Raw genomic sequence first — 13,084 nt, 5'->3', positions numbered from 1 at the left:
TTAGATTAGAATGCAACTCGAATACCAATGCCCATACGCCGATACAGTTACCGAAATAAAAAGACACTAAGTGTCATTGCTCAACAAATAACGATCACGGTAACCTGTAACGACAAAGTTATAAAAAGAATAAACTTACAAAAGGAACCACTATGAAACGCCTTTGCGTCGCATTACTGCTAGCTTCAACTTCTACTTTCTCTTTTGCAGCAGATTCAATGTCTGAGACAAACCAGTGCCAAGCAAAAAAATATGATGCGTACATCGACGCTTCTTTGAATTGGTATGCCGACCTTGCTGCATTAACCTCTGAGCAATATCCAGAGCTAACAGAAGTGAGTGAGTGGTTCCTAGAAGGTCGTAAGCACCACTTTGAGCTGAATCGTGCTGCGGTTAACTACTACCTTGTGAACGATTCAAGCAAAGTGGCAACAGAGCAACCTGTAGAAGGTTGGTTGCAACTTGAGCAACACGACATTAAAACGCTATCAACACGTGATGATGAGCTTGGTAAAATCGCGAAAACAACATTCGATGACCGCCAATCAACGCCTCACGCTCAAAACTACGAACTACGTTCTGCCTTTGCAGAGCTGCTTAGTCACCCTAAGCAAATCGACTCAGCGCTGCAGCGTTACAACCAGTCGATCAGTAAACTTGAAGCGATTAAGTGTAAATAACCCCGCATTTAATATGCTTTTTTGAGAAGTTGGATTTCATAATTAAGACGGGACATTGTTCCCGTTTTCGTTTAGATTGTCCCGCTCGCGTCAATATTAGAAAAATAACTCGCTTGCTATGGTTACGGAACAAAAAACAGCAGATGTTAGCTTCGACAGTCTTCTACGTATCTTCACGGTACCTGAAGGCCCAGATTCAACACTCACTCAAATTGAAGACAAACTTTCACGAAACCTGAATCAATTCTTACGTGAACATATTGTGGCTGAAGAAAAGCCGCTACGTGAAATTGAGAAAGATTTTTCAAATGCTCATATCCCAGAGCAGCCTGAGTTTGTTTCTGAACATACTGAGCATCTCCTCGATTCTCTTGTGTCTCATTCGGTTCACACGTCTTCGCCAAGTTTTATTGGCCATATGACCTCTGCGTTGCCGTACTTCCTGATGCCGCTTTCAAAAATCATGATTGCGTTGAATCAGAATCTAGTAAAAATCGAGACCTCAAAAGCTTTCACTCCCCTAGAACGTCAAGTTCTGGGCATGTTACATCGCCTGATTTATCAAGATAGTGACCAGTTTTATTCTCGTTGGATGCACAGCGCAAACCACTCTTTAGGTGCGTTTTGTTCTGGCGGTACCATCGCGAACATTACAGCGCTCTGGGTTGCACGTAACAACGCACTAAAAGCGCAAGGTTCGTTCAAAGGTGTAGAAAAAGAAGGCCTGTTTAAAGCCATGAAGCACTACGACTACGAAGGCCTTGCCATCTTAGTCTCTGAACGTGGCCACTACTCTCTGAAAAAAGCCGCGGATGTCCTTGGTATTGGTCAAGAAGGTCTAGTGTCTGTTAAAACAGATAACGACAACCGTATTTGTACTGATGATTTAAGACTCAAGATCGAGCAGCTCAAGCAGAACAAGATCAAACCTTTCGCCGTCATTGGTGTGGCTGGTACAACCGAAACCGGTAATATCGACCCGCTAAGAGACATTGCTGAGGTGTGTGCCGAATCCGATTGTCATTTCCACGTTGATGCAGCTTGGGGCGGTGCGACTCTGATGTCTAACAATCATCGTCACCTACTTGATGGTATTGAACTGGCGGATTCAGTCACGATTGATGCGCATAAACAGCTTTATATCCCTATGGGTGCGGGTATGGTTCTGTTTAAGAAGCCAGATGCGATGACTGCGATTGAACATCATGCTCAATACATTCTTCGTAAAGGCTCAAAAGATTTAGGCAGCCATACGTTAGAAGGTTCTCGTTCAGGTATGGCAATGCTGGTTTACGCCGCAATGCACATCATTAGCCGCCCAGGTTATGAACTGCTGATCGACCAAAGCATCAACAAAGCGCGCTACTTTGCCGACCTAATTAAAGATCAGAGCGACTTCGAGCTGGTTTCAGAACCTGAGCTTTGCCTACTGACTTATCGCTATGTCCCTGAGTCAGTCAAAGCGGCACTGCTTAAAGCTGAGCCTGAACATCGTGTCGAACTGAATGAGTTGCTCAATGAGCTGACTAAGTTTATTCAGAAGAAGCAGCGTGAAACAGGTAAGTCTTTCGTGTCACGTACACGCTTAAACCCTGAAGCATGGGTACATCAGCCAATCATCGTTTTCCGCGTGGTATTAGCAAACCCACTAACAGGCAATGACATTCTTTCGTCAGTGCTTGAAGAACAGCGTGAGATCTCTAAACTAGCACCAAACTTGATGGGCAAAATCAACAAACTGGTTACGCAAATCAACGCATAGTCATTCAATTTTAGTTGCATCAAATTGAAAATTTCTTTCTTTTTGATGTAACTAAGCTGTCAGTTCATACCCATTTTGCATTCTTTTTGCTCAAACTCTCTTCCAATTCTGTAGTTTTCTAAAATTTTGTTGAGGTTTGTCATATTCTTAAGCATTCATGCCCTGTTTTTGTATTAGTAAATAGTATGTTGGGTTTATACTGACTCTATGGTGCTAGTTAGCTTGATATCTATTTGACGCAGCAGTATTTACGAAACCGAATATACATCGGCTTTGTGTTTACTGATATTTGCTTCAGCCATACCCCCTGGTAAAAGATATTAACTAGCAAGTTGTTCTCTATACCCTTGTGAACACTATGAATACATTAGAAAAAATACAAAAAAACCTGGAAAATTTCAGCAAGTCTGAGCGCAAGGTAGCCGAAGTAATTATGGCTTCCCCTCAAACTGCAATTCATTCTAGCATTGCTACCTTAGCTAAAATGGCTGACGTGAGTGAGCCTACAGTTAACCGCTTCTGTCGTCGATTAGACACAAAGGGCTTCCCTGACTTCAAACTTCACCTAGCTCAAAGCTTGGCAAACGGTACACCTTACGTGAACCGTAATGTTGAAGAAGATGATGGTCCAGATGCTTATACGCATAAGATTTTCGAATCAACTATGGCTTGTCTAGACGTTGCTAAAAACAGTCTAGACGCGATGCAAGTAAACCGTGCTGTTGACTTGCTGACTCAAGCAAAACGCATTTCGTTCTTCGGACTGGGTGCCTCTTCTGCTGTCGCCAAAGATGCTCAAAACAAGTTTATTCGTTTTAATATCCCAATCACATGTTTCGAAGACATCGTGATGCAACGAATGAGCTGCATTAACTGCAGTGATAACGACGTTATTGTTCTTATCTCTCATACTGGCCGCACTAAAAGCCAAGTTGAGATTGCAAACTTAGCGCGTGAAAACGGTGCGACAGTTATTGCTATCACAGCAAAAGATTCTCCACTGGATAAAGCGAGCTCGTTGTCTATTTCTCTGGATGTTCCAGAAGACACTGACGTTTACATGCCAATGGCAAGTCGCGTTGTTCAGATGACGGTTATCGATGTGCTAGCGACAGGCTTTACGCTACGTCGTGGTTCTGGTTTCAGAGAGAACCTAAAGCGCGTCAAAGAGTCACTTCGTGATTCACGTTACGAGAAGTACTCTCAGTTCTAATCTGCTTAGTCATGAACTGAAAACAGATGACCAGAGAACAAGTTGAATTAAAAAAACGGAGCCTAGAGCTCCGTTTTTATTTGTCTGTATAAAATGACTTATACAACGAACAAGTTTAAGACCGTTAGATAGTCCAACTATTGCCCTTCTCAACCACGCTGTTTTCGGACGCATAAGAATTGATAATGGTAAAGCTCGACTCGACAGCTGGCTCTTGCCCAATTTGATTCATTGAAGCTCCCTCATGATGCCCTTCTCTACAACTGCACTTCTCGCATACTTGCTTCAAAATATGCACGAGCCTCTCTTGGTTAAGCGGCAAAGGGTTTCCTTTAATCGCCACTGATTTGAGCGCGTCGGCAGACACCTCATCAAACTGGGCTTCACAGACACCAAATTCCAACAAGTTGGGTAACTTAAGCGTATCAAGCACTTCCGATAACCAAGAAATTGCCTCCTCTTCTATTGCTTCTACGTTACCTGTTACTATCTGAGCGATTCGCTGATAACGCGCTAGGATGTCGCTTCTTTGCTGCTCTTTTGCAACGGCTATGTTCTCCAACATCACAAACGGCGCTAAACGCGCGGTAATCACACTATGAGGCGCAGAAATCTTACCTCCTAGTGCGGAGGCTAAACCATGGGCTGCGCCAAGCTTGGCATTAGTTATCGCCATACCACCGAGCATAGAAGCGAAAGCAAGATCAGAACGCGCTTGAGGCTCATCATAAACACACGCTTTAACCACAGAACCACTCAACTTACGCAGCCCTTCTTCACAAATCATATCGGTTAACGGATTCGGTTCACCACACACGTAGGCTTCCATTAGATGAGTAAAGGCATCCATCGCACCTCGCCCAGATAGATATAGATTGGTTCCATGAGTTAGGGTTGGGTCGACAATCGCAACGTCGGCCAGCATGTCTGGGCTTCTCAGGCTGATTTTTACTTGGTCTTGGCCTGATTTCAGCACCGCGTTTTTAGTGACCTCGGCGCCGGTACTCGCTGTGGTTGGAATTGCGATAAACGGAAGTGGTTTGGTTTTAAGAGGAACATTACGCCCGACCACTTCAACATAGTCATATAAATTGCCTTGATTAGGTAAAACCGCAGCCAACGCTTTGCCCATATCGATGGCGCTACCGCCCCCCATGGCGACAACCATATCTGGCTTAAATCGACGAGCAGAAATAGCCGCCTCTTCAACCATTTTGATATTAGGTTCACCGGAAACGGCAATGTGCTGATAACGCATACTCTGCGCATCAAGATAGTCAGTAACAATTGAAGTGCGCTCTAATGTATTGCCTGTAACCAATAGCACGCTGTAGCCATATTGATTAAAGAGAGACAATGAAGCGGAAAGTGCTCCATCACCAAAGATGATCTTTGTAGATGTCATAAATTGAAACATGGTGCCTCCTGCGCCTATGACCGAACAAAACTGCGAACTCTTGGTTATTGGAATTTAGCCTTTATATAGTGCATCAGTATTAAGATGCCTCGTTCTGTATGCGCTTTTTTTGACGAGGTGCAACTTGTCGCATTAAAGATGGATTAATGTCGTATTCTTAGGGGTAATTCACACTCTTAAATTAAGGGTAATCAATCTGAATACCCATCAGAAATCAGCATGGATCCTTTTTGTGACCATTATTTGCTCTGATAGACAAAACCTATTGTATTAAGAGGTAATTCCATCTTTATTTCCCCATGGCATTGAGGCATAGTTGGTTTTATGAAATTTTGAGTGGCATTCACTAAAGAATAGTTAACATAATCGAGTTAACGAGCCTCATCCCGTATTTAGGAGAAATTAAATGTTTGTAGTTATTTTTGGTCGCCCTGCTTGCCCATTCTGTGTTCGTGCAAAAGAGCATGCTGAAACTCTTAAAGCTAAACGCGATGACTTCAACTACCGTTACGTTGACATCCACGCTGAAGGTATCAGCAAAGCTGATCTAGAGAAGACTGTTGGTAAACCTGTCGATACAGTTCCACAAATCTTCATCGACCAAGACCACATCGGCGGCTGCACAGAATTTGAAGCATACGCAAAAGAAAACCTAGGTCTTTTCGACTAAGCTAGGATTTCTCAAACGAGAATCAGGGCTAAAGCCTTAAACAGCTGACCCATTTAGGCGTTAGACTGTACGATTTATAGAAAGCCCGCTCACTGTAGCGGGCTTTTTTATGACCAGTTTTCATACGGAATAAGAATAAGGTCAAAATCAAGTAAATTAACAAAATATTGCTTATAATTTATTTATATTTAGATACAATTCACCTCTCAAACTTACCCTGTGTTCCACGCCAATTATTGAGCGACCACCGTGAATATCGACGTTGTTTTTCTGTTAGAACAAAACCCCATTCTCCTCATCTTTGTTGTTTTATCGATTGGATTAGCCATTGGTAAAATTCGTTTCGGTAGCCTCCAACTTGGTAATTCAATCGGTGTTTTGATTACTTCCCTTATCATGGGACATCTTGGCTTTTCTTTTAACGCAGATGCGCTCACCATTGGTTTCATGCTGTTCATCTACTGTGTTGGCATTGAAGCTGGACCAAACTTCTTCGGTATCTTCTTCAGAGACGGTAAGCACTACCTCATTCTGAGCCTTGTGGTACTTTCTACCGCAATTGCCCTAACCTATTTCAGTAGTCATTACCTTGGCCTAGGCTTTGGTTTATCTGCAGGCATGATGGCAGGTGCCTTAACAGCAACGCCGATATTGGTAGGTGCTCAAGATGCTCTGAATTCTGGGCTTGCAGAATTACCAAGAAACATGGACTTGAGCCTGATTATCGAAAACCTTTCAGTCGGTTACGCGATGGCTTACTTGGTTGGCTTAATCAGTATGATTATGTTTGCTCGCTTGATTCCAAAACTTCAAAAAGTGAACCTACACGACTCGGCAGAGCAAATCGCCCAAGAACGTGGGTTAGGCGCTTCAGGTCAGCGTAAGGTTTACTTGCCCATTATTCGTGCTTATCGAGTGGGACCAGAGCTCATCTCTTGGACTGACGGTAAGAATCTGCGTGAACTGGGCATCTATCGCCAAACAGGCTGTTACATCGAGCGTATTCGACGTAATGGTATTCTTGCCCATCCAGATGGTGATGCAATTCTGCAAGAAGGCGATGAGATCGCATTGGTTGGTTTCCCAGATAGCCACGCTCGTCTAGACCCAAGCTTCCGTAACGGTAAAGAAGTTTTCGACCGTAACCTTCTCGATCTGCGTATCGTGGAAGAAGAGATCGTCGTTAAGAGTGACAGTATCGCAGGTAAGCGCCTATCTGACTTAAACCTGTCTGAATACGGCTGTTTCCTTAACCGCGTAGTACGTGCTCAGATTGAAATGCCGATGGACTTAAACATCGTGCTTTCTAAAGGTGACGTCCTACAGGTGAGTGGTGAAAAGAGTCGAGTGCACGGCCTAGCTGAGAAAATTGGTTTCATCTCAATCCACAGCCAAATGGCGGATTTGATGGCCTTCTGTAGCTTCTTCATTTTGGGTATTTTGTTTGGTTTGATCACCATGACATTCGGTCAGGTATCGTTTGGGCTAGGTAACGCGGTTGGCCTGCTTCTATCGGGCATCATGCTTGGTTTCCTACGAGCGAACCACCCTACTTTCGGTTATGTGCCTCAAGGTGCTCTGAACATGGTCAAAGACCTCGGTTTGATGTTCTTTATGGTCGGTATCGGCTTGAGCGCCGGTGGTAAGATATTTGAGCACTTAACCCAAGTTGGCCCACAGGTAATAGGTATTGCCCTAGTAGTGAGTGTGCTGCCAGTATTCTTCGCTTACTTGGTTGGCGCTTACGTATTGAAGATGAACCGAGCTTTGTTGTTCGGTGCAATCATTGGCGCGCGAACTTGCGCTCCAGCGATGGACATCGTAAATGACCACGCTCGCTCAACGATTCCGGCTCTGGGTTATGCGGGTACTTATGCGATAGCCAATATATTGATGACCTTAGCAGGTACTTTCATCATCATAATTAGCTAGCATCTGCTGCATTAAAAGCAGCCAAGCTTAGATATTTCGAATGCACTAATTCACTTTGGGTTAGTGCATTTTTTATAACCTGTTTTTTTTTAAGCGGTTCAAGCCTTCTTCCCCACTCCTGCTCTTAACTCTCTTCATCCCTTATTTCTACTCTTGTCCCCCTTCGAATCGCGGTAGCCGTATCCGCTCTTAAATCTCTTCGCATCCCGCCACTCGAATCCCATATCTGCTCTTAATCTCTTGAACCAAATAGCAGACAAAAAAATAGGCGCTCAATGAGCGCCTATTTCGTTTAGATTCGATAACTTGAATTAGATGTCAGCTACATCAAATTCAACAGTTGGGTTAACGTCAGCTTCGTAATCAACACCTTCAACACCGAAACCAAATAGCTTCAAGAACTCTTCTTTGTACTCTACGTAGTCAGTCAGTTCTTTTAGGTTCTCAGTTGTGATTTGAGGCCATAGGTTACGGCAGTGATCTTGAATGTCTTCGCGAAGCTCAAGGTCATCTAGACGTAGACGGTTCACTTCATCCACTTCTGGCGCGCTGCCGTCTTCTTTGTATAGACGTTGGCTGAACATACGGAAGATCTGTTCCATACAACCTTCGTGAATACCTTCTTCACGCATCTTCTTGAACACCATAGCGATGTAAAGAGGCATTACAGGGATTGCAGAACTTGCTTGAGTCACTACAGACTTAAGAACAGCAACGTTTGCAGTACCGCCAGTTTGGCCTAGCTTCTCGTTCAGCGCTGTCGCTGCACGGTCTAGATCCATCTTAGCTTTACCTAGTGCGCCATCCCAGTAGATTGGCCACGTTAGTTCAGTACCGATGTAGCTGTAAGCAACCGTCTTACAACCGTCCGCTAGAACACCAGCTTCAGAAAGAGCATTGATCCAAAGTTCCCAATCTTCACCGCCCATTACAGTAACAGTGTCTTTAATCTCTTCTTCAGTTGCAGGCTCTACGCTTGCTTCGATGATTGTGTCTTTGTTCGTATCAACCGCAGTTGACGTGTACGTTTCACCGATAGGCTTTAGAGATGAACGAATTACTTCGCCAGTCTCTGGCATTTTACGTACTGGAGACGCCAGTGAGTATACAACCATATCGATTTGGCCTAGATCTTCTTTGATCAGGTCAATTGTTTTCTGTTTCGCCTCGTTAGAGAAAGCATCGCCGTTCAGGCTTTTTGAATATAGGCCTTCTTCTTTAGCAAACTTGTCGAACGCTGCTGAGTTGTAGAAACCAGCTGTGCCAGGCTTTTTCTCAGTACCGGCTTTCTCAAAGAAAACACCGATAGTTGAAGCGCCGCCACCAAATGCAGCCGCAATACGTGAAGACAAGCCGTAGCCACTTGAAGAGCCAACAACTAGTACACGTTTAGGTGCGTTTGCGATTGGGCCTTGAGCTTTTGTGTAAGCAATTTGTTCTTTTACATTAGCTTCACAACCGACTGGATGTGTTGTAGTACAGATGAATCCGCGAATTCGAGGTTTGATGATCATATTCAACTTCCTTAAAAAATCAGGTTAAGGATAAAAGTTTCGTACGCAAATGGCATCTAATTTCTGTAAAAATGTGGCGAAAATGCAAGTGGTTGGAGCACTCAGTGAATATTTGCTGACTAAGTCACCATTTGTTAACGCCTCTATTGCAACTTCTACGACAAAAACAAAAAAGGCACCTAATAAGGTGCCTTTTGTCATTTCTTTATCTAAGCAACGCTATTTAGCTTAGGTTTTAACTCTTTTCGAGTCAAAGTTTCACTGTAATCATGACTGAAGTGGTCAACTTGAATAGCTGCGTAGCGAAGTTTGTCTGCTGCAATGATTTGGTCAACTTCGTCTTGAGTAAGAACATCTGCCGCCAGTGCTTGAGCAAGTTTATCTTGCAATAGACCTTTACGAGCCACTTTGCCCTCTTTCACTGCTTTGAAGATCTTACGTTCGAGAGGCTTGATGCTGTACATCGCATTGAACGCATTCTCCATTAGGCCAACACTATCCTCTTCTTCTTTGCCTATGTAGCAAAGGTGAGTTAGACGTTCACGGTGTGCACCCGGAGTCATCAAGCTTTCTGCCAGTTGTACCGTTAGATTATCACTTGGTTTTTCAAAGTGGTTACCGACAGGGAAAACTAGACCTTTAAGTACTTTACCTACCATCTTGTTCGGGAAGTTTCTGTACGCTTCTTGTAGCGATTTAGCCGCGTTATGGAAACAGTGTTGAACCGCGTAGTGTACGTAGTCTAGGTCAGCTTGTTGACGACCTTCATCTTCATACTTCTTAAGCGCTGCAGACGCCATGTATAGGTAACTTAGACCATCACCTAGACGTGCAGAGATAAGCTCTTTACGTTTCAGTTCGCCACCTAGTGTAAGCATTGCGAAATCCGCACTCACTGCAAGCGCACGGCTCAAGCGAGTTAAGTCTTGGTAGTAAGGCTTCGTTGGACCGCTCATATCCGCTTTAATGAACTTAGAGCCTGTCAATGCCGCACCGAACGCACCAAACGTGTTCTTAGTTGCGTGAGAGATATGCTTGAACAACAAGTTATCGAAATCCTTCGCACCTTGCTTCTCATCTGGGTTTGCTGCCGCTTCCATTTCGCTTAGCACGTATGGGTGACAACGTGTCGCACCTTGACCGAAGATCATCAGGTTGCGAGTTAAGATGTTCGCACCTTCTACTGTGATAGCAACTGGAATACCTAGGTAAGGCGCAGCTAAGTAGTTCATTGGACCATCTTGAATTGCACGACCAGAGTGGATATCCATTGAATCATTCAGGATAGTACGCGCCATTTCTGTCATGTGATATTTCGCGATAGCCGTAACGATACCCGGCTTCTCTTTCATATCGAGTGAAGTAGTTGTTAGTGTACGAGTCGCTTCTAGTAGATACGTTAAGCCACCAATACGACCTAAACTCTCTGCAACTCCTTCAAACTTACCAATCGACATACCGAACTGCTTACGAACATAAGCGTATGCGCCGGTCGTTTTCGCCGTTAGGTGGCCCATCGCCGTGCCAAGTGCGGGTAATGAGATACCACGACCTGCAGACAGACATTCCACCAGCATACGCCAGCCTTTACCTGCGTAATCGGCACCACCGATTAACCATTCCATAGGAATAAATACATCGTGACCGCGTGTTGGACCATTCATAAACGCAAGACCAAGTGGGTCATGACGCTCACCAATCACAACACCTTCGTGGTCAGCCGGGATTAGCGCACAAGTGATGCCAATGTCTTCTTTGTCACCCAGTAGCTTTTCTGGATCGTGCAGTTTGAAAGCCAGACCAAGTACCGTCGCCACTGGTGCTAGTGTAATGTAGCGTTTGTTCCAGTTAAGCTTGATACCTAGCGTCTCTTTACCTTCGTGCATGCCCATGCACACAGTACCGACATCAGGGATACCACCCGCATCAGAACCCGCTTCTGGGCCTGTTAGTGCGAAACATGGGATATCTGTACCGTCAGCAAGACGAGGTAGCCAGTAGTCTTTTTGGTCTTGAGTGCCGTAGTGAGACAGCAGCTCACCAGGACCAAGAGAGTTTGGAACCATTACTGAAACCGCAGTACTGATACTGCGAGTCGCAATCTTAGTTACGATAGTTGAGTTAGCGTGTGCTGAGAATTCACGACCGCCATACTCTTTCGCAATAATTAGCGAAAAGAAACGCTCTTTGCGTAAGAAGTTCCACACCTCTTCAGGAAGGTCTCGATCTTCTTTTACAATTTGGTGGTCATCAAGCATAGCGAGCAAGGTTTCAAGCTCATTATCCATGAACGATTGCTCTTCTGCTGTCAGCTGAGGTTTTGGGTATTGATGCAGCTTAGTGAAATCTGGTTTACCAGAAAACAGCTCTCCGTCCCACCACACGCTACCCGCTTCCATCGCTTCTTTCTCGGTGCTAGATAGTGGTGGTAGTACTTTTTTAAAGAGTTTAAAAGCTGGGTCACTTACCCATTTTTGTCTTAGAGAGCTCATAGTTCAGATCCTTTTGTTCACTATATTGGTTGTGAATGTTTCGCTTTTTATTGTTTTATTCTTCTGCTGACATGCCAGCGGCTAAATATGGAATAAGAATATCGACCACTGCCTTAGCATCTATCTTTCTGTCATAGTCATTCTCTGCAATTTCTGCCAGAGCCTGACTTGATGCCATGGTGAATACACAAGTCCCTAGGGTGAAGTGTAATCGCCAAAATAACTGTTCTTGAGTGAGGTTCGGATTCGCCTTCATTACTGACGTTGTAAACAAAGAAAGTACTTCGCTATAACGGGTAGTAATGAACCAACGCAAGTGTCCTTGCACATCTGTATAGCCTCTGCCGATAAGTAACATGAACCGGCTTGTACCATTTGGCCTAACATCATTAAGTGCTCTTAGTGGCTGTCTCAGAGACTCAAACACGTCACTCATAGAATACGTTTCGTTCAAGTTTAAGTTCACTAATGCATCTTGCAGTGCTGGCATAAATGCTTCTAAGTAACGATTGAGTACCGCACGAACCAGAGTCTTCTTATCGCCAAAGTGATAGTTCACTGAAGCTAAGTTGACATTCGCTTTACTCGTAATCGTGCGTAAAGAGGTGTCATTAAAACCGTGCTCAGCAAATAAGCCTTCAGCCACATCTAAGATTTTGTCTTTGGTTGTACTTCTTGGTGCCATTTCAATCACTCGTATTAAACAACTGTTTGAAATATACGCTTAGTACATTTATTTAACAAGCAAGCAACATCACATTTTCACAAATTGGTCGTACCAGTTAATAAAACTCAGCACTAACCGATTGAATCGCTGTGTGTTTACAAAAAAAGAAAAAAATAATGAATTTTCTTGGAACTGAAATGGAAATGGTGGGTCATAAATTATATAGAAAACAGCGTATTTAGAAGTTTAACAGGCCGTCAAACTTGTTCTTCTCACTGCTTTCTTAATTACTGCATTTTCCTTATTAACTCCTATACTTGTATCCGCCCAAACCACGTTGGTTTGGGCTTTTTTTTTGTTTGTTGTTTGGGACGAGAGTGAGCCTTACTTACCCCTCTTCACAGCTACTAACTACAACCTGAACAGCGCGACCGCCTCTTTATATGCTGTCATTTCTTCCTAAGAGTCGAACTACCATGCTTGGCACATTGTTATCACTGGAACTCGTATTTCAAACAACCTACTAGCCAACGTTTACCTATCTGAGTCCAAACCTAATACTACGTTTCCTCTATTTACGGTGCATCCATTCGAAGCTTGCCACTTGCTACTATTGGTAAATTAATCAATAAGGATAGAGACTTACATTCGAAATAAAGCCAACAAACTTAGCAATTTCTTGCAGATGTCCTAAGCTTCGTTTAATACCCTTTTCAATTAAGTAGTTAAACGCTTGT

Annotated in this window: 9 protein-coding genes; 5 read left to right on the top strand and 4 right to left on the bottom strand. The window is 43.8% G+C overall.

Features of this window, described 5'->3' with window-relative positions:
• Positions 1–152 precede the first annotated feature (152 nt).
• The 3 genes from AB4307_RS14330 to AB4307_RS14320 all read left to right on the top strand — a co-directional run bounded on the left by AB4307_RS14330 (position 153) and on the right by AB4307_RS14320 (position 3,655).
• Positions 153–680 carry a hypothetical protein gene (locus AB4307_RS14330; protein ID WP_017065407.1) on the top strand — a complete coding sequence of 176 codons (528 nt, stop codon included), beginning with the start codon at positions 153–155 and terminating at the stop codon, positions 678–680.
• Between the two features lie 118 nt (positions 681–798).
• Positions 799–2,442 carry a pyridoxal-dependent aspartate 1-decarboxylase PanP gene (gene panP / locus AB4307_RS14325; RefSeq protein WP_017060397.1) on the top strand — a complete coding sequence of 548 codons (1,644 nt, stop codon included), beginning with the start codon at positions 799–801 and terminating at the stop codon, positions 2,440–2,442.
• A gap of 358 nt (positions 2,443–2,800) precedes the next feature.
• Positions 2,801–3,655, top strand: coding sequence for a MurR/RpiR family transcriptional regulator (locus AB4307_RS14320; RefSeq protein WP_004734686.1), 855 nt, complete (start codon positions 2,801–2,803; stop codon positions 3,653–3,655).
• A 124-nt stretch (positions 3,656–3,779) separates the two neighbouring features.
• On the opposite strand, the gene AB4307_RS14315 is transcribed toward AB4307_RS14320, so the two are convergent.
• Complete coding sequence (locus AB4307_RS14315) at positions 3,780–5,072, bottom strand: iron-containing alcohol dehydrogenase (protein WP_017060396.1); 1,293 nt, start codon at positions 5,070–5,072, stop codon at positions 3,780–3,782.
• A gap of 406 nt (positions 5,073–5,478) precedes the next feature.
• On the opposite strand from AB4307_RS14315, the gene AB4307_RS14310 reads away from it, so the two are divergent.
• The gene (locus AB4307_RS14310; RefSeq protein WP_009847069.1) at positions 5,479–5,742 is read left to right on the top strand and encodes a GrxA family glutaredoxin; all 264 of its coding nucleotides are present in this window, start codon (positions 5,479–5,481) and stop codon (positions 5,740–5,742) included.
• Positions 5,743–5,991: 249 nt separating this feature from the next.
• The gene (locus AB4307_RS14305) at positions 5,992–7,674 is read left to right on the top strand and encodes an aspartate:alanine antiporter (RefSeq protein ID WP_017060395.1); all 1,683 of its coding nucleotides are present in this window, start codon (positions 5,992–5,994) and stop codon (positions 7,672–7,674) included.
• A 311-nt stretch (positions 7,675–7,985) separates the two neighbouring features.
• Here AB4307_RS14305 and fabV read toward each other — a convergent pair whose 3' ends face one another.
• From fabV to psrA, 3 genes are all read right to left on the bottom strand, one after another.
• A complete protein-coding gene (gene fabV / locus AB4307_RS14300) occupies positions 7,986–9,188 on the bottom strand; it encodes an enoyl-ACP reductase FabV (protein ID WP_372132169.1) in 1,203 nt (400 codons plus the stop codon).
• A 209-nt stretch (positions 9,189–9,397) separates the two neighbouring features.
• Positions 9,398–11,680 (bottom strand): acyl-CoA dehydrogenase, encoded by a 2,283-nt coding sequence (locus tag AB4307_RS14295; protein WP_017071963.1) that lies wholly within the window; start codon positions 11,678–11,680, stop codon positions 9,398–9,400.
• Between the two features lie 55 nt (positions 11,681–11,735).
• On the bottom strand, positions 11,736–12,365 hold the full coding sequence (gene psrA / locus AB4307_RS14290) for a TetR family transcriptional repressor PsrA (RefSeq protein ID WP_017071964.1): 630 nt from the start codon (positions 12,363–12,365) through the stop codon (positions 11,736–11,738).
• Between the last annotated feature and the right edge of the window lie 719 nt (positions 12,366–13,084).

The sequence above is a fragment of the Vibrio sp. 10N.261.52.C2 genome (genome assembly GCF_041471425.1).
Taxonomy (GTDB): domain Bacteria; phylum Pseudomonadota; class Gammaproteobacteria; order Enterobacterales; family Vibrionaceae; genus Vibrio; species Vibrio crassostreae_C.
The sequence above is the reverse complement of the archived record's forward strand: the minus strand, read 5'-3'. Positions and strand labels throughout refer to the sequence as shown.